Annotated in this window: 20 protein-coding genes; 11 read left to right on the top strand and 9 right to left on the bottom strand. The window is 67.6% G+C overall.

What is annotated here, in order from left to right; genetic code table 11:
- The first annotated feature begins 2 nt into the window (after positions 1-2).
- The 3 genes from AC3ANP_RS08765 (at position 3) to AC3ANP_RS08755 (ending at position 3,464) form a co-directional block, all read left to right on the top strand.
- The gene (locus tag AC3ANP_RS08765) at positions 3-1,220 is read left to right on the top strand and encodes a CaiB/BaiF CoA transferase family protein (protein ID WP_488332918.1); all 1,218 of its coding nucleotides are present in this window, start codon (positions 3-5) and stop codon (positions 1,218-1,220) included.
- The gene (locus tag AC3ANP_RS08760) at positions 1,217-2,047 is read left to right on the top strand and encodes an enoyl-CoA hydratase/isomerase family protein (protein ID WP_488332917.1); all 831 of its coding nucleotides are present in this window, start codon (positions 1,217-1,219) and stop codon (positions 2,045-2,047) included. The genes AC3ANP_RS08765 and AC3ANP_RS08760 overlap by 4 nt, the downstream gene beginning before the upstream one ends.
- Before the next feature lie 157 nt (positions 2,048-2,204).
- Positions 2,205-3,464: an N-acetylglucosamine-6-phosphate deacetylase gene (locus AC3ANP_RS08755; RefSeq protein WP_488332916.1), complete on the top strand. Its 1,260-nt coding sequence runs from the start codon at positions 2,205-2,207 to the stop codon at positions 3,462-3,464.
- 7 nt (positions 3,465-3,471) lie between these two features.
- Here the strand turns inward: AC3ANP_RS08755 and AC3ANP_RS08750 are convergent, their stop codons facing one another.
- From AC3ANP_RS08750 to AC3ANP_RS08740, 3 genes are all read right to left on the bottom strand, one after another.
- Entirely contained in the window at positions 3,472-4,197 is a 726-nt protein-coding gene (locus tag AC3ANP_RS08750) for a FadR/GntR family transcriptional regulator (protein WP_488333008.1), read from the bottom strand.
- Between the two features lie 141 nt (positions 4,198-4,338).
- A complete protein-coding gene (locus tag AC3ANP_RS08745) occupies positions 4,339-5,559 on the bottom strand; it encodes an MFS transporter (protein ID WP_488333007.1) in 1,221 nt (406 codons plus the stop codon).
- 20 nt (positions 5,560-5,579) lie between these two features.
- On the bottom strand, positions 5,580-6,197 hold the full coding sequence (locus AC3ANP_RS08740; protein WP_488333006.1) for a Chromate resistance protein ChrB: 618 nt from the start codon (positions 6,195-6,197) through the stop codon (positions 5,580-5,582).
- Between the two features lie 92 nt (positions 6,198-6,289).
- Between AC3ANP_RS08740 and AC3ANP_RS08735 the strand changes: the two genes are divergently transcribed.
- The 3 genes from AC3ANP_RS08735 to AC3ANP_RS08725 all read left to right on the top strand — a co-directional run bounded on the left by AC3ANP_RS08735 (position 6,290) and on the right by AC3ANP_RS08725 (position 10,045).
- Positions 6,290-7,324 carry a YncE family protein gene (locus AC3ANP_RS08735; RefSeq protein WP_488332915.1) on the top strand — a complete coding sequence of 345 codons (1,035 nt, stop codon included), beginning with the start codon at positions 6,290-6,292 and terminating at the stop codon, positions 7,322-7,324.
- Positions 7,325-7,493: 169 nt separating this feature from the next.
- Complete coding sequence (locus tag AC3ANP_RS08730) at positions 7,494-7,808, top strand: cation transporter (protein ID WP_488332914.1); 315 nt, start codon at positions 7,494-7,496, stop codon at positions 7,806-7,808.
- 56 nt (positions 7,809-7,864) lie between these two features.
- Positions 7,865-10,045, top strand: coding sequence for a copper-translocating P-type ATPase (locus AC3ANP_RS08725; RefSeq protein WP_488332913.1), 2,181 nt, complete (start codon positions 7,865-7,867; stop codon positions 10,043-10,045).
- Here AC3ANP_RS08725 and AC3ANP_RS08720 read toward each other — a convergent pair.
- The 3 genes from AC3ANP_RS08720 to AC3ANP_RS08710 all read right to left on the bottom strand — a co-directional run bounded on the left by AC3ANP_RS08720 (position 10,031) and on the right by AC3ANP_RS08710 (position 11,321).
- Positions 10,031-10,204 carry a hypothetical protein gene (locus tag AC3ANP_RS08720; RefSeq protein ID WP_488332912.1) on the bottom strand — a complete coding sequence of 58 codons (174 nt, stop codon included), beginning with the start codon at positions 10,202-10,204 and terminating at the stop codon, positions 10,031-10,033. The genes AC3ANP_RS08725 and AC3ANP_RS08720 overlap by 15 nt on opposite strands.
- A gap of 56 nt (positions 10,205-10,260) precedes the next feature.
- Positions 10,261-10,917, bottom strand: a complete 657-nt coding sequence (locus AC3ANP_RS08715; RefSeq protein ID WP_488332911.1) for a cation diffusion facilitator family transporter — start codon at positions 10,915-10,917, stop codon at positions 10,261-10,263.
- Positions 10,918-11,027: 110 nt separating this feature from the next.
- Complete coding sequence (locus tag AC3ANP_RS08710; RefSeq protein ID WP_488333005.1) at positions 11,028-11,321, bottom strand: ArsR/SmtB family transcription factor; 294 nt, start codon at positions 11,319-11,321, stop codon at positions 11,028-11,030.
- A 110-nt stretch (positions 11,322-11,431) separates the two neighbouring features.
- Here AC3ANP_RS08710 and AC3ANP_RS08705 point away from each other — a divergent pair, with 110 nt between their 5' ends.
- Positions 11,432-12,460, top strand: a complete 1,029-nt coding sequence (locus AC3ANP_RS08705; RefSeq protein WP_488333004.1) for an acetylxylan esterase — start codon at positions 11,432-11,434, stop codon at positions 12,458-12,460.
- A 22-nt stretch (positions 12,461-12,482) separates the two neighbouring features.
- Here the strand turns inward: AC3ANP_RS08705 and AC3ANP_RS08700 are convergent, their stop codons facing one another.
- Entirely contained in the window at positions 12,483-13,958 is a 1,476-nt protein-coding gene (locus AC3ANP_RS08700) for an MFS transporter (RefSeq protein ID WP_488332910.1), read from the bottom strand.
- Between the two features lie 546 nt (positions 13,959-14,504).
- Between AC3ANP_RS08700 and AC3ANP_RS08695 the strand changes: the two genes are divergently transcribed.
- Complete coding sequence (locus tag AC3ANP_RS08695; protein WP_488332909.1) at positions 14,505-14,804, top strand: hypothetical protein; 300 nt, start codon at positions 14,505-14,507, stop codon at positions 14,802-14,804.
- Between the two features lie 355 nt (positions 14,805-15,159).
- Positions 15,160-15,384 (top strand): hypothetical protein, encoded by a 225-nt coding sequence (locus AC3ANP_RS08690; protein WP_488332908.1) that lies wholly within the window; start codon positions 15,160-15,162, stop codon positions 15,382-15,384.
- On the opposite strand, the gene AC3ANP_RS08685 is transcribed toward AC3ANP_RS08690, so the two are convergent.
- Complete coding sequence (locus tag AC3ANP_RS08685) at positions 15,364-16,035, bottom strand: DUF6884 domain-containing protein (protein ID WP_488332907.1); 672 nt, start codon at positions 16,033-16,035, stop codon at positions 15,364-15,366. The two genes, AC3ANP_RS08690 and AC3ANP_RS08685, sit on opposite strands and share 21 nt — an antisense overlap.
- Positions 16,032-16,514, bottom strand: coding sequence for a GNAT family N-acetyltransferase (locus tag AC3ANP_RS08680; RefSeq protein ID WP_488332906.1), 483 nt, complete (start codon positions 16,512-16,514; stop codon positions 16,032-16,034). The genes AC3ANP_RS08685 and AC3ANP_RS08680 overlap by 4 nt, the downstream gene beginning before the upstream one ends.
- 398 nt (positions 16,515-16,912) lie before the next feature.
- Between AC3ANP_RS08680 and AC3ANP_RS08675 the strand changes: the two genes are divergently transcribed.
- Both AC3ANP_RS08675 and AC3ANP_RS08670 read left to right on the top strand, forming a co-directional pair.
- On the top strand, positions 16,913-18,346 hold the full coding sequence (locus AC3ANP_RS08675; RefSeq protein WP_488332905.1) for a hypothetical protein: 1,434 nt from the start codon (positions 16,913-16,915) through the stop codon (positions 18,344-18,346).
- Positions 18,347-18,409: 63 nt separating this feature from the next.
- On the top strand, positions 18,410-18,589 hold the full coding sequence (locus tag AC3ANP_RS08670) for a YegP family protein (protein WP_488332904.1): 180 nt from the start codon (positions 18,410-18,412) through the stop codon (positions 18,587-18,589).
- Positions 18,590-18,640 lie beyond the last annotated feature (51 nt).

Genomic DNA, 18,640 nt, shown 5'->3' with positions numbered 1-18,640 from the left:
CCATGACCAAGCCACTCCACGGAATTACCGTGATCGACCTGAGCCGAGCACTGGCAGGTCCGTATTGCACGGCGCTGCTCGCCGATATGGGAGCGAAGGTCATCAAAGTCGAAAGCGTGAACGGCGGCGACACAGCCCGCCAGTGGCCACCGTTCGAAGGCGGCCACAGCCTCTACTTCGACGCCGTGAACCGCAACAAGGCTTCGGTATGCATCGATTTCTACTCACCAGAGGGTCGGGAGGTCCTCGCACGGCTCATCACCGGCGCAGATGTCCTGGTGGAGAACTTCAAACCCGGAACCCTGGAGAAGATGGGGCTTACCCCGGAGCGGCTCAACGAGCTGAACCCGGGGCTCGTTGTTGGCTCCGTCACGGGATTCGGCGATACCGGCCCGCTGAAGGATGATGCCGGCCTGGACCAGGTGATCCAGGGTATGTCCGGCCTGATGTCCGTCACAGGGGCGGGCCCCGGGGAAGAGTATCGCGTGGGCGTCCCGATCGTGGACATCACCTCAGGCATGGTCTGCGCCTTTGGTGTCGTCGCTGCCTTGCTCGGCCGGAGCCAGGGGCACCCGGTCAGCAACGTGTCCACGTCCTTGTTGGAGACGGCGCTCAACCTTTCGGTATTTCAGGGCCAGCGGGCCCTCAGCCTGGGCGAGACTCCTTCACCGCAGGGGAACAACCACCCCGTCATCGCGCCGTACGGGATGTTCCGCACCGCCACGGAATCCATCACCATCGCGGTGGGCAATGACAGACAATGGCGGGCATTCTGCGAGCTGCTCGGTATTCCGCTGGCCGTCGAGGATCCCCGGTTCGTGCGCGGCGAGGACCGTTCTGCGAACAGGGACCAGCTCACGGAGCTGGTGGAATCGGCACTATCGTCGAAAACCGCTGCGGAGTGGGTCGCCGAGATCAGCCGGGCGGGCATCCCGTGCGGCCCGATCTACGACTACTCCCAAGCTCTGGCATCCGAGCAGGTTGCCGCACTCGGACTGGTCCGGCAGGTCCGGCGGCACGACGGCTCCGCGCTGCCGTTGCTCCGGGGCCCGCTGACGGTCGACGGCGAGCGCAGCGAGATCGTCTCGCCCCCTCCCCTTCTCGGGGAACACAGTACCGACGTCCTCAGGGAGATCGGCCTTTCCGAGAGCGAAATCGATCGCCTCGAGGCCAACGGTCACCTGAAGACCTACCGCGAAACGGCAGGAGCCCAACCATGAGCAAGCGCACGACATCCGGCAGCATCAACGTCTCGGTTTCCGGCGGGCTGGCGCTGGTGGAAATCGACAACCCCGCGCAGCGCAATGCCCTCACCCGGGCCATGTGCCTGCAACTCCAGGAACTGATGCCGCGGCTGGATGCGGACCCCGCCGTCACCGTGGTGGCCGTTCGCGGCGCCGGCGAGACGTTCAGCGCAGGCGCCGCCATCACCGAACTGTCCTCGGTCCTCCTGGACCGGGATCAGGAAAGCACGGCGGTGGACCAGTTGAGCATGGCCGACCAGGCGATTGCTTCGGTCGCCAAGCCGACCGTCGCGCTGGTCGACGGCGCCTGCATGGGCGGAGGCTGGCAAATTGCTTCGGCTTGCGATTTCATCGTCGCAAGCCAGCGTTCCGCCTTCGCCATCACCCCGTCCAAGATCGGCATCATCTACCCCCGGGCCGGCATCGAGCGGCTGGTGCACCAGGTCGGTCCGGCCAACGCCAAGTTCATCCTCCTCACCGGCCAGGAGTTCACGGCAGCCCGCGCCCAGGACCTGGGCCTGGTCGCCGAAGTCGTTCCTGACGGCGAGTTTGAGGAACGGTGCCGGCTGCTGCTGGAGTCGCTGCTGAGCCGCTCCCGCTTCTCCACCCACTCGATGAAGCACTTGGTGAATCTGACGGATTCCAATAATCCGCGCCTGGATGAGGAGTGGGAGGACGCCTGGGCGGCGATGACGGATGGGCCGGATATGGCCATCGGCATCAATGCGTTCCTGAACCGGGAGCGGGCGAACTTCACCTGGGAACCCCGCGCGCATGGCTGGGAGCGCGTGCCGCTCGGCTGAGGGCAGCAGAGGCAGGCGGTGCTGCCGCAATGCGGCCTCAAACTATGCTGGCGGTAGGGCGTCCCGCCGCCATCACCGGCTGGTTTGCGGCAGCCCTGCGCTCTCCTGAGCGCCGGCCGCCTCCCCCGGCACACCGCGACCTTTGAAAGGCACCAGGATGCTGACTCCGGAACCCGGCGGAACGACGGCGGCGGCGTATGTCCTGTCGGGCACCATGATCACCGACGGCCGGCTGCACGCCGACGCGGTGGTGGCCGTCGCCGGGGGGCGGATCAGCTATGCCGGGCCGCGGTCCGGATACCGCCCGGCGGAATTCCCCGCGGCGGAAGAACTGCGGCTGCCGCCGGGAAGTTCAATCGTGCCAGGGCTGATCGACCTGCATTGCCACGGAGCAGCCGGCGGTGACTTCCCCACCGGCGACAGCAGGGCGTGCCGGACCGCGGTCGACTTCCTGCACCGCAGCGGCACCACCACCCTGCTGGCGAGCCTGGTCACGGCGTCGAGGGCGGACTTGCTGGCCGCCCTGGCCGTCCTGCGGCCCCTCGCCGCCGAAGGTCTTATCGCCGGAGTCCACGCCGAGGGTCCCTTCCTGTCGCACACCCGCTGCGGCGCGCAGGACCCGGAGTGGCTCCGGAGCCCCGACCCGGACTTACTCGGCGAGCTGCTGGACGCCGCCCGCGGGACCCTCAGGACGATGACTTATGCCCCCGAACTGCCCGGGGCCGACGAACTGCTGGGCGTGCTCGCAGCCCACGGTGTCATCCCGTCGCTGGGTCACACGGATGCGGACGCGCACACCACGGCGGCGTCACTGGCAGCAGCAGCCGGACTGCTGCGCTCCGCCGGCGGTCCTGGCACCACCGGGGCGGCCGGGTTGGGGCGTGGCGCGCGGCCGACGGTCACCCACCTGTTCAATGGGATGCCGCCGCTGCACCACCGGAGCCCGGGCCCGGCGGCCGCCTGCCTCCGGCTGGCCCGGGCCGGGACCGTGGCCGTGGAACTTATCGCCGACGGCGTGCATCTGGACCCGGAGACTGTCCTGATGGTGTTCGAACTGGCCGGAGCCGCAAACGTGGTGCTCGTGACTGACTCGATGGCGGCAACCGGGCTGCCGGATGGCGGCTACCAGCTGGGGCCCTCGGCCGTGGTGGTGCAGAACGGGGTCGCCACGCTGCAAGGCGACGGCGCCCTCGCGGGCGGCACGGCCACGCTGCTGGACGTTGTCCGGCTGGCGATCGACGCCGGGGTGAGCCCTGCGGACGCCGTGCGCGCCGCGAGCGCAGTTCCGGCGGAACTGCTCGGGCTGGAGGCCGAGGTCGGCAGCCTGCGGGCGGGGATGCGCGCCGACCTGGTTGCGGTCGACGCCGGTTTCCGCAAGGTCGCAGTGCTGCGCGCCGGGCGGTTATTGCAGGGCTGAACGTAGCCTAAAGGGCGGCCATGTCCTTGAGCTTCTGGCGGATACCGTCGAAGTGCCGCTGGAGGCGTTGTGCCGCCACGGTCTTGTCCTTGTTTGCAACAGCTTCGTAAATTTCCCAGTGAATCCGGACCTGGTCTGCGGGGTTCGTCGGGGCGGCGCCGAGGGCCTGGCAGATGTGCCGGTAAACCTTCCAGAAGACGTCCATCAGGTTCATCAGCAGCTCATTGTTCAGCGGCGCGTAGAGCTTGCGGTGGAATTCGGCGTCGAGCTCGGCCAACGGCTCGCCGGCGGCGGCCGCGGCTTCCATCGCCTCCATGACCGTACGGAGGTCGCTGAGCTGCTCGTCGGTCACCAGGTCAATGGCAGGGCCGATCAGGCCCGACTCCAGGGCCTGCCGCACGTCGACGAGTTCCATGGCTTCCCCGCCGTGGTGCCGTAGGGACAGGCGGCCGCGGAAAACCAGGCCGTCGGTCAGCGCGCTGAAGTTGTTGGGTGCCACGAACGTCCCGAAACCGTGACGGATCTCGATCACCCCGAGGGCCTGGAGGACCTTCAGGGACTCACGCACGGTATTGCGGCCGACGCCCAGGACGGCCGAAAGCTCACTTTCGGTGGGGAGGGAGTCCCCCACGTCCAGTCCCTGCTCAAGAATGAGGTCCATGATCCGGCCCTGGAGGGCGTGGGAGCGGATGTGGGCGCCGTGTCGGGCAGACGACAGCCCCTGCGGTGCTATTGTCACGTCATCTCCTTGGACCGGGTGTCGGGACGCCGTAATTTGTTTCCTCATCCTAAGCGGAGATGGGACGTCCTCTGTCCCGTTTTGCCGAATTGTTGCCGCCGGCAGCGGAGACACACTGGTGACCGGCCGCGCTTCCTAGCCGGCCGGCTCCGTTCCCGCTCCTGGCGTGCTGGAAATGCGCAGGGCGGCGTAGCAAATGGCGGCCGCCGCGGCGAGGATCCCGGCCAGCGCGCCGAGACCGACGGCGATGCCGGCTGCGGAAGCGATGCCGCCGACGATCAGCGGGCCGGCGGCATCGCCGACTTCCCGGCCAAGTTCGGCTGTGCCCATGGTCCGGCCCATCCGTTCCGGCGGAGTGGCCGCGGCGAGGTAGGCAAAGCCCAGCGGCGTAGCGATGCCGATGCCGGTGCCAGTGAGGGCTGCGGCAAGGAGCAGGGTGATGGGCAGCGGCGCCAGTGCCAGGATGAGGAAGCCGGCCGCGATAAGCACTAGCGCGGAGGACATTCCCAGCCGCGGAGCCAGCCGGTTTTCATCCCGAAGCTTGCCCACGAGTGGCTGGGTCAGCGTCGATGACAGGGCCAGGACGGCGACGGCTCCCATGCTCACCACCAGTGGCAGCTCCAGCGCGTTGCCCAGGAGCGGCAGGAAACCGACGGCGACCCCCAGTGCTCCCGTGGCTCCGGCGAGCACCATGGTGGGGACCAAGAACCCACGCTCGGTGCTTTGGCGCAGGAGATCAACCACGGTGTACCGGGGACGGGGAAGCACCGGCAGCGTGGGCAGGGCGGCCCACGTCCACACGGCCGCCGCTGCCGAGCACAGCGCCAGGGTGATGAATAGTGCGGGAAAACCGCCGGCGCCAATCAGCACCGCGCCCAGCAGCGGGCCGAGAACGTAGCCCACTCCCTTCCATGACCCGTACCGGCCAAAGTAGCGCCCCGCGGCGGCCGGGCCGGCAAGTCTGGCAACGGCGGCCGAGGAAGCGGGCGAAAACGCTGAAGCCGCGGCGCCCTGGCCCAGCCGGGCGATAGCCAGCATCAGCGGCCCGGCGGCAAAGACGCCAGCGAGGGAGGCGGCGCTGAAGGCGATGAGGCCGCCGACGATCACGGGCTTTACGCCGATCCTGTCGCTCAATGACCCGAAGACGGGCTTCAGGATGACCTCCGCGATGTCATAGACGGCCAGGAGGATGCCGAAGGTCAGCAGGCTCAGGCCAAGACTCTGGCCCTCCACACCCAAACCTGCTGCGATGCTGTGGGCGCCGAAGGCGGTGGTAAAGCCGGCGCCATACAGCGGGGCGAGAACCCGAAGCGCCGGGACGCTCTCCCCGGCCACCGCCTTCGGGGCCGAGGCCATCCCGGCGGTCCGCTTCCTCCTCATTGCGCCACCCCGCCCGCCAACGGCGCCGGTCGCGCGCCCTCGGCGACGGCGTCATCAGCGTCACCGGATAGGCCGTGGACCGTACCGTAGACCTGCTCTGCGAACCCGGCGAGGGCCCCGGCGCAGGCGCGCAGCCGCCGGTCGGCGTCCTGGGCCTCGGAAAGCTCCAGAACGTCGCGTTTCTTCAATTCGCGGTGCCAGCGCCGCAGCCGGTCCAGACTTTGCTCTTCCTCTTCAAGTTCAGCGAAAGTGAACTTTTCTTTCGCGGTCTCCTTGGCGATTTCCGCTTCGAACTTTCCACAGTCGGCGATGAACTCCACCCATGCCTCGGCACGGGCATCCCGGAACAGGTTCCTGAACAGCTCGGCCGAGGCGGCGTCCCGCGGGGTGGCCCCGACGACGGCGAATGTACCGTTCCCTGCGCGGCACAGTTCCCGCGCGCGTTCGATTCCCGGCTCGAACGCCGGCCCCGCCGGCACTGTCCACAGGCCGGGAGAAACCGGCACGGCCCCGGTCTTGCGCAGTTGGCGCCAGACCGAAACGCGATGCCGGGACGGCTGGGCCGGGACCTGGACCAACACCAACAACCATTCAATTCTTGCAGTCACACTCATCATTGTAACGACGGTTACAAGTGATGCGGAGGTGCGGCCCGGCGTCGCTCTCCGCAGCGATTCTTGCGATGATAGAGGCAGAGGAGCCGCTCATGTCGTTCCGCGTCAGTTCGGTCAGGACCTTCACCACCACGGCCCTGGCCACCCTCATCGCCCTGGTGCTCTCGGGCTGCTCAGGGCCCGGTCCGACGGAAGGCCCGGCCCTGCCGCTGAGACTGCTGCAGGACCTGGCACTGCCCGGCGGGGCGACACGGTTCGATTACCAGTCCCTCGACCCGAGCGCCCAACGGCTCTACCTCGCGCACCTGGGAGACGGCACGGTCGTGGCCGTTGACCTCGTCACGTCCACCGTGGCCGGAACCGTCCCCGGCACCGCTTCGGTCCATGGCGTGGCCGTGGCCCCCGACCGGCACACACTTCTGGCCGCGGCCTCCGGGACCAACGAGGTTGCCATCATCGACACAGACACCCTGAAGGAAACCGGCCGCGTAAAGTCCGGAAACCTCCCGGACGGGATCGCCTACGACCCGGTCCACGGCAAGGCCTACGTCTCCAACGAACACGACCACGCCCTGACCGTCATCAACCTCGCAAGCGGCAAGGACCAGCCGCCGATCGACGTGGGCGGCGAAACCGGGAACGTCATCTACGACCCCGCCTCCGGCAAGGTCTTCGTCAACGGGCAAAGCCGCAGCGAACTGCTCGTCATTGACCCCGCCACCGACACCATCACCGACCGGATCAAGGTCGACGGATGCGACGGGAACCACGGCCTCTCCCTCGACGGGATCCAGCAGTTGGCCTTTATCGGCTGCGAAGGCAACGCCAGGCTGCTGGTCCTGGACCTTCGCACCAGGCAGGCCACCGCGCAGCTGGACACCGGCGACACCCCCGACGTGCTGGCCTTCGACGCCGGCCTGCACCGGCTCTATCTCGCCGCGGAAGACGGCACCGTGGGTGTCTTCGAAGAGCGGGGCCGCAGCCTCGTCCCGGTGGCATCGGCCAAGCTTGCCAACCACGCCCATACCGTCGCCGTCGACCCGGCAACCCACCGGGTCTACTTCCCCCTCGAAGACGTCAACGGCCGTCCGGTCCTGCGGATCATGGGACCCAGCGAGCAACCCTGAGATACCGCCCGGCAGCCGCCAGCCGGCCTGGCTTGACTTGATACCCCCTAGGGGTATACTCGTGGTGTTGTCAGTGACGTGGTATGTCCCGGCGGGTGATCTGGAACCCGCTCACACAGCCGTTCAACCACAGCACCCATTGATCGTTTACGCAGGAATGGAAACTGATATGTGTGGAACTGAGCCCCGTACCCAACTGCCCCTTATTTCATCGGCCGCGGGTTGCAGCTGCTGCTCGACCGCAGCCCCTGAACCCACGTCCACAGCCGCCAGCCCGGACGTCGAGTTCGGCGTCGAGGGCCTGACCTGCGGGCATTGCGTACAGGCAGTCGAGAAGGCCGTAGCGGCGCTCGACGGCGTGGAGGCCGCCTCCGTGCAGCTCATTCCCGGCGGTCGTTCCCGGCTGCTCGTGGCCGGCAAGGCCGACAGCGCCACAGTGGGCGCGGCCCTCGCTGCCGCCGGCTACACGCTGGCCAGCAACTGACTCCCAGCCCTTCACTTCCCCGCCCCGACACGGGCTTCCCTCTTGAGGAGGAATTCATGGAAGACCACACGCACCATCACGGTGGCCACGACGGCCATACCGGCGGCCACGCCTCCCCCGGCGCACCGGGCAGCCCGTCCGCTCCCTCCCGGCCTGGGCCTGCGAGCGCCACGGCTACCCGGAGCCCGCACAGCGACCACGGGGTACACGGGGCTCACGGCGGGCAGGATGACCACGCCGTGCATACCCACGGCCAACATGCCGGGCACAGCACGGCGATGTTCAAAAACAGGTTCTGGCTGACCTTGGCCCTGTCCCTCCCGGTGGTTTATTTCAGCCCCATGGTCGGGCATCTCCTTGGCTACATGGCGCCAATGTTCCCCGGCTCGTCCTTGATCCCCCCGGTGCTGGGCACGGTGATCTTCCTGTACGGTGGACAGCCGTTCCTGACCGGCGGCTGGTCTGAATTGAAAGCCCGGCAGCCGGGGATGATGCTGCTGATCGCCATGGCTATCACCGTGGCGTTCGCCGCGTCCTGGGTGACGACCCTGGGCATCGGCGGGTTCGATTTGGATTTCTGGTGGGAGCTGGCCCTGCTGGTGGCGATCATGCTGCTGGGGCACTGGATCGAGATGCGCGCCCTCGGCTCGGCCCAGGGTGCCCTTGATGCCCTCGCCGCGCTCCTTCCGGACGAGGCCGAACGCGTCACCGACGCCGGCACCGAAACCGTCCCGGTTGCCGAACTCCGCGAGGGTGACACCGTCCTGGTCCGTTCCGGCGCCAGAATGCCGGCGGACGGCACCGTGGTGGAGGGCCAGGCCGAGGTTGACGAGTCGATGATCACCGGAGAATCCAAAACGGTTCTCCGACGTACCGGGGACGCAGTGGTCGCCGGCACCGTCGCAACCGACAACAGCGTCCGCGTCCGCGTCACCGCGGTCGGAGACAACACTGCCCTGGCCGGGATCCAGCGCCTGGTCGCCGAAGCGCAGGCCTCGTCGTCCAAGGCCCAGGCCCTGGCCGACCGGGCCGCAGCCTTCCTGTTCTACTTCGCCGCCGGCGCAGGTGTCCTGACCTTCATCGCGTGGACCCTGATGGGCAGTGTCCCTGAGGCTGTCACGCGCACCGTCACGGTGCTGGTCATCGCGTGCCCGCACGCCTTGGGCCTTGCCATTCCCCTGGTGATCGCCATTTCTACCGAGCAGGCGGCCAAGGCCGGCGTGCTGATCAAAAACCGGATGGCCCTGGAGCGGATGCGGACCATCGACGTCGTCCTGTTCGATAAGACCGGAACGCTCACCACCGGCGCGCCGGACCTCAAGGACGTCGCGACAGTTCCCGGCATAGACGCCGATGAGCTACTCGCCCTCGCGGCTGCGGCCGAGGCCGACAGCGAGCATCCTGTTGCCCGGGCCATCGTCCGGGCGGCGCGGGAACGTAACCTGGCGATTCCGCAGGCCACCGGCTTCAGCTCGCTGACCGGGCGCGGTGTTCGAGCCGAGATTGGGAACCGCACGGTCCATGTCGGCGGCCCGGCCCTGCTGCGCGAACTCGGCGCAACCGAGCCCGAAACGTTGGGCCGCTCGACCCGCGGCTGGATGGACCGGGGTGCTGCCGTGCTGCACGTCATGGACGGAAACCATGTCCTCGGGGCGGTCAGTCTCGAAGACAGCATCCGGCCCGAGTCCCGGCAGGCCGTCGCGGCGCTGCAGAATCGGGGGCTGCAGGTCGCCATGGTCACCGGTGACGCCCGCCAGGTCGCTCAGGCAGTTGCCCACGACCTGGACATTGACGAGGTGTTCGCCGAAGTACTCCCAGCGGACAAGGACAAGAAGGTCGCCGAACTTCAGTCCCGCGGGCTGAAGGTCGCCATGGTCGGGGACGGCGTGAACGACTCCCCCGCGCTGGCCCGCGCCGAGGTCGGCATCGCGATCGGAGCCGGCACCGATGTGGCGATGGAATCGGCGGGTGTGGTCCTGGCCGGAAACGATCCGCGGGCGGTGCTCTCGATGCTGGAGCTCTCCCGGGCCAGCTACCACAAAATGTGGCAGAACCTGGTCTGGGCCACCGGCTACAACGTCATTTCCGTACCGCTGGCCGCCGGTGTCCTCGCGTTTGCCGGCGTCGTGCTGTCCCCGGCGGCCGGTGCCGTGCTGATGTCGGCGTCCACGATCGTCGTGGCCCTGAACGCCCAGCTGCTGCGCAGGGTAAAACTCAATCCCTCAGAGGTGCGTTGAACCAAGCGTGCGGACCGGCAGCAGCCGGCACGCCCACGGGCGGGCGACGACGAGCACCGTTCCGACGTTGCGGATCTCGGCGCGCACTGCCTCCTCGATCCGGCGGTTCACGTTCGCCAGCTGCGCCATGGACCAGTGCGGGTCGGCCGGCGCGCTCACCTCGACCTGCAGGCGGTGCCCGCTCCACCGTAGGCGGACCGTTGACTCGTCCGGTGCTACCGGCGCAATGGCCGCCTCTGCGCGTGCCAGCAGGGTGGGATCAACGCCGTCCAGGAGGCGGCGACCGATGTCCCGGACCGTTCCCCATCGGCTACCAGCGCGGCGGAACCGATTTCCCTGCCGACCCTGATCCGGTAGACCGCAACGATCTCGTTGCCGGCGCAACCGATCAGACCGGCCGCCAGGACCCAGCCCAGGTTGTGCAGAGGCTGCGGCTGGAAGATGCGGATGACGGATTCGACCGCCGCGACGACGGCGGACAGGGCCACCATAGCGACGATAAACAGGCCGGCGAGGTCTTCTGCCCGGCCGAACCCATAGTTGTAGGTCCGCGTGGCCGCCCGGCGGCTCAAGATGAATGCCACCCACAATGGCACGGCGGTCAAGGCATCGGAGAAGTTGTGGATTGTATCGGCCAGCAAAGCGACGGACCCGCTGAACAGGAACACCACCGCCTGTAACAGCGCAGTCACCGCCAGCACGGCCAGGGAAATTTTCAGCGCCCGGATGCCCTTGGCCGAGCTTTCCATGGCCTCGTCCACCGAGTCCGCCGCATCATGGCTGTGCGGGACAAAAAAGGCCATACAAGAAGCCCTTGAGACCGCCAGGGTGCTCATGGCCGTGGCTGTGGTCATGGCCGTGGTCGTGGTCATGGCTGTGCTCGTGGCCGTGGCCGTGGTCGTGGTCATGGCTGTGCCCGTGATGACCGGGGCCGTCCGTCAGTTGGGGTGCGTCGTGACCCGGAGGCCGTCGTCGGCGTTCTTCATGCTGGGCCTGTCCTCGTTATGGAGCGGTGGTGTGCTGGCGTGCCGCCGAGTGAATGCTGGGCCTGGAAGATCGCATCGACCACGAGTTGGCGGGCGTGCTCATTGGCCAACCGGTAGTAGACCCGAGTGCCTTCCTGCCGGGTGGAAACCATCCTGCCCATCCGCATTTTGGCCAAATGCTGGGACACCGCGGACTGCGGTTTACCCACCATCTCCGCCAGTTCATTGACTGACATTTCGCCGTCCCGCAGCGCAAGGATCAGCCGCACGCGGGTCGCGTCCGCGAGCATCGCGAAGACCTCGACGGCCAGCTCGACATACCCGCTGTCCACGTTCCCTTCACGCGGAAAAGGGGACGTAGGATCACATAGCAACAGCCAGTTCCGACCGGAAGAGCATGATGCCCCTCTTTGACCTGCCGCTGGACCAATTGCAGACGTACGGCTCGGCCGCCGTCGAACCGGACGACTTCGACGACTTTTGGCAGCAGACCATAACCGAGGCCCGGGCCCTTCCACTCGATGTGGTGTTCACCAAGGTGGAAAACCGGCTGGCTGTTATTGACAGCTACGACGTGGCCTTTTCGGGGTTCGGCGGAGCCCGGATCAAGGGCTGGCTGCACCTGCCCGCCCACTCGGCACGTGCGCGCACACTGCCGGTGGTCGTGCAGTACGTCGGCTATTCCGGCGGCCGCGGCCTGGTCCGGCAGGATACCCGGTGGGCGCAGGCCGGCTACGCGCACTTCATCATGGACACGCGCGGCCAGGGTTACGGCGGCACCGTGGGCGCGACCGCGGATCCGCACCCCTCCGCCGGCGACGTGGCGTACGCGGGGCTGATGACGCGCGGCATTGCCGCCCGGGAGGACTACTACTACCGACGGGTTTTCGTGGACGCTTTCCGAGCCATCGAGGCCGCGCAGAGCCACCCGCAGGTCGACGCCGCCAAAGTCGTGCTGGCCGGAGTGAGCCAGGGAGGCGGCCTGGCCATCGCCGCAGCGGGACTGGCCGTGGGCCGCCTGCACGGCATCCAGGCGACCCTCGCGGACGTCCCCTTCCTCCTGGACTTCCCCCGCGCCGTCGACATGGCTCCACGGGGACCATACACCGAAGTCGCCGGCTTCCTCTCCCGGCACCGCGACCGTTACGAGCCGGTCTTGGCTGTCCTGAATTACTTCGACGGCGTGCATCTCGGCCGCAGGGCAACTGCCCCGGCGCTGTTCTCCGTCGCGCTGATGGACGACATCTGCCCGCCCTCGACGGTCTTCGCCGCGTACAACGCCTACGGCGCCGGCGCGACGGGTGGACGGCGACCTGGCCCGGCGAAATCGTTGGAGATCTACCGCTTCAACAACCACGAAGGCGGCCAGGAACGCCACTGGGTCCGCCAACTGGGGTACGTGGCCGAACTGTTCGCGGAGGACAGCTAGCGCAGGAGCCTCCGGCCCTGGCCTACCCCGGCCCTTGCGGCTTGGCCCCGGCGGAACCGGGCGCTGAACCGGCCGCCGGTACCTGGCCTGCGGGGGCGCCTCCGGTGAGCGGCATGGCAATCACGGCGGCAGCGATGAGCACAGCACTGACGAGAACCGCCAGGAAGACCGCTCCGGAGGCGGCCACGATGGTGTGCGGATTGCTTTCTCCGCCGGGGGTGCCCGCGTAGATGGCGTTGGCAATCGCGCCGAAGACGGCGACGCCGAGCGAACTGCCGATCGAGCGCGCGAAAAGATTGGTGCCGGTGACGACCCCGCGTTCGTGCCATTCCACGCTGGACTGGGCTGCGATCAGGCACGGGGTGGCGACCAGCCCCAGCCCCAGCCCGACGATGAAGCAGGCCAGCGCGACCAGTTGGATACTGGGCGAGGGTGCCGTGGCGGCCAGGAGCGCGGCGCCGAGGACCGCGATGGTGACGCCGATCAGTGCGGTGTTCCGGAACCCGATGCGCAGGTAGAACCGGCCCGACTGAGACGCGCTGATAGGCCAGCCAATGGTCAAGGCCGCCAAGGCGAGTCCGGCCGCGATCGGAGAGGCCGCGAGGGCTCCTTCGAGGAACGTGGGCACATAGGAGGTGAGGCCAAGGATGACCGCGCCCACGCTGAAGGACACCATCGCCGTCGTCGCCAGCAGTCGCCTGGACACGACCCATGCCGGCAGGATGGGCTCGGCCGCGTGCCGCTCCGCGAGGACGAAGGCGGCGCACAGGACGGCCCCCGCAGCGAACACGGCGATACTGACCGGCGATCCCCACGCCCAGGCCTGGCCGCCTTCGAGTGCGCCCAGGAGCAGCAGGCTGAGCGCGGCTGTGAGTAGTCCGGCGCCGAGGTAGTCGATCTTGTGTGCTGCGCGTTCGACCTGCTCGTGGAGGGTCCGGATCAGCATCCATCCGGCCAGGACGCACAGCGGGACATTGACGAAGAAGATGCCGCGCCAGATGCCAAGCGAGGAGAACACTCCGCCGAGGGTCGGGCCGACCACGGAGGAAACCGCCCAGACGCCCGCGAGGTAGCCCTGCACCTTGGACCGCTCGGCAAGGGTATAAATGTCGCCCACGATCGTGATCGCCACGGGCTGCACCGCCCCGGCGCCCAAACCCTGCAACACGCGGAACGCAATCAGCGCAGGCATGCTCCATGCCAGCCCGCAGAGGACCGAGCCGAGCAGGAAGAGGCCGATACCGAACAGAATGATCGGCTTCCGTCCCAGCACATCGGAGAGTTTCGCATAGACGGGCACGGAGACCGCCTGCGCCAGCAGATAGGCGGAGAAGAGCCAAGGAAACGACGCGAAGCCGCCTACGTCGTTGACGATCGAGGGCACCGCCGTCGCGACAATGGTCGCATCGATGGCGACCAGTCCCGTCGAGAGCATCAGGGCGATCAGGATGGGACCCCGCCGGGAGCGGAAGCCCACTCCCTCTGCGGCCGATGTCATCACGTGGGCTGCTCCCGTCCTCGGCTCGAGCGCGTTGGGCAGCGGGCCGGCTGTACGCCGGGCCGCACCGCCCCAGTCACCAGATTAGTCCCCGGATCTACGTACCCCGGAACGGGGCAGCAACCGGGAGGCCTCGGTTTGTGGAGCCCCCTGTCGGATTCGAACCGACGCCCGCTCTTATCGCGGCGGGGTACCCCGGGTGTTCCCGGTGGTGCCCTGAAGTGGCCTCCGAACAGCAATGTTGAGTCTATTGATGTCGACATCGTACCCGGACGTTCCCTGCCGTTCCCGTTCAAAGCGTGTCGTAAACGTGTCGTTCCGTGTTGCCGCTCTCCTGACTCGACACTTAGCGAGTCTCGACGGCGGGGCGTATGCTGCTGGCCTGGGCCTGCGGCCGTCCTGCGCGCTGCCGGCCTGTATACGCCGACTACGCGCCCACCAACATCTTCTATCTGTGCGGCATGGGCGCCTCCCCTCACAGCCCGGGGCGGATAGGATCGACCGGGCCGGCCCTCTGAGCGGGGCCACACAGCGAACGGGGCGGCAATGGGCATCTGGGAACGACTGCATGACTTCAGGAGCGCGACGTCAGCGCCTGCAGCCGAGATGCCGGTGGAGAATGCAGCCGACGCAGACCCCAAGGAGGGCTTCACAGACATCTTCGCCAGCGAACTCATTGACGAGGACACCTGCGGGAACTGCGCCACGGTGGACGGCAAGGAATACTCCTCCATGGCCGAGGCCCGCGAGGACTACCCTGACGGGCAGTTCCCCGAGGGCGGTTACGTCCACTGCACGAACCCCGACGGGTGCCGGGGCACCCTCGTCCTCATGGGCATCGGCTAGCCGGGCCAGGCCGTAGCGACCTTGGGCACCATGTCAGCCCCAGAACCGCCGAAGAGCCAGGCGGAGGCTGCCGAAAGGCTTTGCCAAGAGGGCGGCTTTTTGCGGCCTCTTCGTCCTGCTGCCTGACCACTTCGCGGTACCTGCCGATGGCCCGCTGGAGTCTCGCCTGCTCCTCGGCCTCGGCCCGCTCATCAGCTTCAGCATGGCTCAGCAGGACCACCGATTCCATGTCGTCCCACACAGGGCATCCCAGTTGTCGCCGCCAGAGACCGGGGTCGTGCCGTACGGATAGCCGAAAGTCTCGGCAAAGCGCACGAACACGACTTCTCCGGGGCCGTCGCCGTCCTGGCCCGCCATGAGCCCCACCATCCGGGACCACGCCCGTCTGCGCAGCGCCATCACCGAGCGGCTCAACGCCCACGACCTGCTCGGAGTTCTCCCCCACGGGGCTCCCGGGGATGAGTACAACCCGGAGATGGAAGACCTCTCCGCGCTGATAGCCGCCGGCACTCACGCCCGAGGTCGTCGCCGCCGTCTGGCACAAGTGGTTCGGAACCAGCTACGGCGCTACCGGGGGTGAGCCGGAGGAACCCACTCTCGCGATGGAGGCCCTGGCGGCAGACCTGCAGGCGCTCCAGGCTGGAACAGCGCCCCGATGAGGCTTGAGGGGTGGAACCCACTGGCGCTGCAGCCGGTCGCGTTCGTCGCGCTGTTCATCGTCCTGGCGGTACGGGCCGCGCGCCGCGCCCTGAAGCGGAATCCCCGAGACTGAGGGCGGCCGGCCTCTCCACGCTTCCGCGCTGAAGCTTTTGAGATGCCCGGTCAGCCACACCAGCTGCTGGCCGATGCCCATCCCCTGCATCGGGGTTTCGTACGTCCACTTGCTGCCCTCGAGTGCGGTGAGGTACTGCCCGCCGCACAGCGCAATAAGCCTGGGGCTCTCGACTCCGGCGATCTCGTCGGCCAGCTGGTTCCGAACCACGGCCGCCGAGTGTTTGATCGGGGGTCCGAGCAGCGTGCCGAGCTTCATGTCGTAGGGCTCCAGGACTGTGTCCGGGTGGACCAGGCCGTGCTTGGCGGACAGGATGTACCAGCGGTCGCAGGTGGCCTCGGCGTAGGCGGAGGCCTTCTTGAACAGCTGGGAGACGTACAGTTCGCGGGCGGGCGCCGGCCGGCGCAGCTTCTGCGAGGCGCAGCCGACCAGGCCGACCGTGACAGGGCCGGCGCTCATGCCGCAAGGTCCAGGATCATGATGAGTGCGGTGCACCGACAGCGGCCACCGCAGTCGGGGCACTCGGAGCAGGCGTCGGACTGTTCATCGGCCCAGTAGCCCGGGATCGCCGCCAGGCGGGTGAACCCGGCCCGGTCCAGGAGCCCCAGGGAAGAATGGCCGGCGTCGGCCGAGACCCAGGAGGCCGTGATGGCGTGGCGGCACCCGCCGGCTTTCAGGAACGCCAGGCTGGCCTGGAGCATCTGGGCGCCGACGCCGCGGCCGCGGGCTGCGGGGATGCCGGCAGCGGATTTGAGTTCCCCTATCCGGTGGCCAACCAGTGCGGCCCGGTCCGCATCCGGAAGCTTATTGTGCAGTTCGGCGGCAGCCGACGGGGTGAGGATCCTAGCGGTGGCGGCACCGAGCAGCCGGTCATGCTGATCGCGCGCCCTAACCAGGATCCCGCTGCCTGCGGAGGCGACCTCGGCCAAGTCAGCCACGCCGAAACCCGTCACCCAAGGAGTCGTTCAGCAATGCGGCCGCTTCGCGGATCACCTCGGGTCCGGGGGTACCCATATGCAATGGCGCCTGCCGAGAGGACGGCCGTCGTTGGTGTGCTCACGTTTCTCGCTCTCCGATGGGAGTTGGATGCATCCAGTCATGCCTAGAGGGAGGCAGCCGGGGCGAACCGGCCTTTTGGCTTGGAAGGGCAGGCTATCCCGTCGGCGCTGTCATCGTCCGGAAAAGAGAGACAAGACTCCCGCTTCGCGGCTAGAGTCAGCGACGGGGGAAAAATCACCTGCCGGACGCCGGCGGCCCGATCCCCTGCGATTTGTTATTCAAGTGGGGGACGTTGAAGAACAGAACACTTTCCGGCGGGCCTAGCCGCCCGCGCGTCATGCGCAGGGCACTGGCAGCCGCCGCCGTGCTGGCAGTCTCTGCCGGAATACTGGTGCCGGCCAGCCCTGCCCTGGCCGCCAATGACCCGCGGCCGGTTCTGACGACAGAGGCAGCCAAGGAACCGGCCATCGAGCTGGAGCCGGGTGCCGGAAACGTCGCGGCTGTCACGATGACGAATGGCATCGGCCTCACGGCCCGGGTGAAGATCACAGCCGACGGCAAAGAGTCGGCATGGACCGCTCCGGCGCCTGCCGCCACGGCCACCTACACGGTCATCGCACCATACAACGTCAAGGTCGCCGGCTTCGTCCGGCTTCAGGCAGTGGCGTTGAAGAACGGCGTCGAGATCGCCTGGGGCGGGAACTGGACGGTGTGGTCCCAGCCGGGGACAGGGTCGGCCACACCGAAAATCGACTTCGGTGAGTACGGTTCCCCGAGTGCCCCGGCAAAGACCGTAGGGTTCTCCGGCCTGGGCTCCGGACTCAAGGGAACGACCATTGCGCTCCAGCGGCAGGACGCCGGCGTCTGGAAGACCGTGTGGACGTCTCCGGCGCTGGCGCCAAACGAACCGTGGGCCCAGTTCCTTGCCTACACCTTTCCGGCTGAAGGGTCGGCGCCGTTCAGGGCGCTGCTGATCAGCGCAGGCAAGACGGTCGCAACGTCGCCGACGAGGACACTCTCCTACAAGCGGCAGCCGACGTCCGTGTCTATGCCGATCAACTACTTTGAGTACGGCATGAAGCCGTTCGGCACCGCGGAGGGCCGGGTCGCGGCGGGAACGCAGTGGTCCCAGACCTACCGGCTGGACAATGCGCTCTCGGACCGCACCGGACGCTTCCAGGAGCTCAGGGGCGACAAGTGGGTCACTCTGCAGGAGCTCTCCTTCAAGAAGTCCAGCGGTTACCAGGCGACCATGAAGACCCCGCTGACAATCGGAACCGTAACCCGCAAGTACCGGGTCACGATCGATGCCAGCGTCCAGGAGCAGGCGTGGACCTCCAGCACGTCGGCTATCGAGCATGTGGATCCCGCCCGATACACCGGCTACACGAAAGCTTCCTACGACTACATGAAGCGCTACTGCCCGAAGCAGGTCATCACCCTGAAGGGCCCCGGGACCAGTTACGCCCGCTACCCGAGCTACCAGATCCAGCTGGCGACCGGCATCACCGACCAAAAGAGCCTCCAGTTCGTGTCATTGCACGAATGCGCCCACATCATCTCGTACAAGCTGTACGCCTCCGACTTCGACCAGTTGAACAAACGTATGAACGCCATCTATGGCAGCCTTCCCCAAGGGGTGGAGCAGCTGGCGGACTGCATGGCCTCGGCGATGGGCGCCGACATCAGCGGCAGCGTTTACCGCACGAAGAACTGCACCGGCGCCCGCGGTGACGCGGCCAGGAAAGTCCTTGCTGGCCAGAAGCCCTGACTCGGGTAGTGTGTGGCCACCGGCAATAGACCGGCGGTTCTTTCACCGATCGAAAGGGGCATCATGGCAGGCAAGTATGAGGTCTACAAGGACAAGTCCGGCGGATGCCGGTTCCGCCTCAAGGCCGGCAACGGTGAAACGATCGCCTCCCCGGAGAGCTACAAGACGAAGGCCAGCGCGATGCACGGGATCGAATCCGTGAAAAGGAATGCCGCCGCCGTGGATCTCACCGAAGGGGCCTGACCGGAAACGACGAAGCCCGGCCGTCCGTTGGGGCCGCCGGGCTCTTTGCCG

Source organism: Arthrobacter sp. JB02-1C (assembly GCF_057748045.1).
Note: the sequence above shows the minus strand (reverse complement) of the source record. Positions and strands in the feature narration are given on the sequence as shown.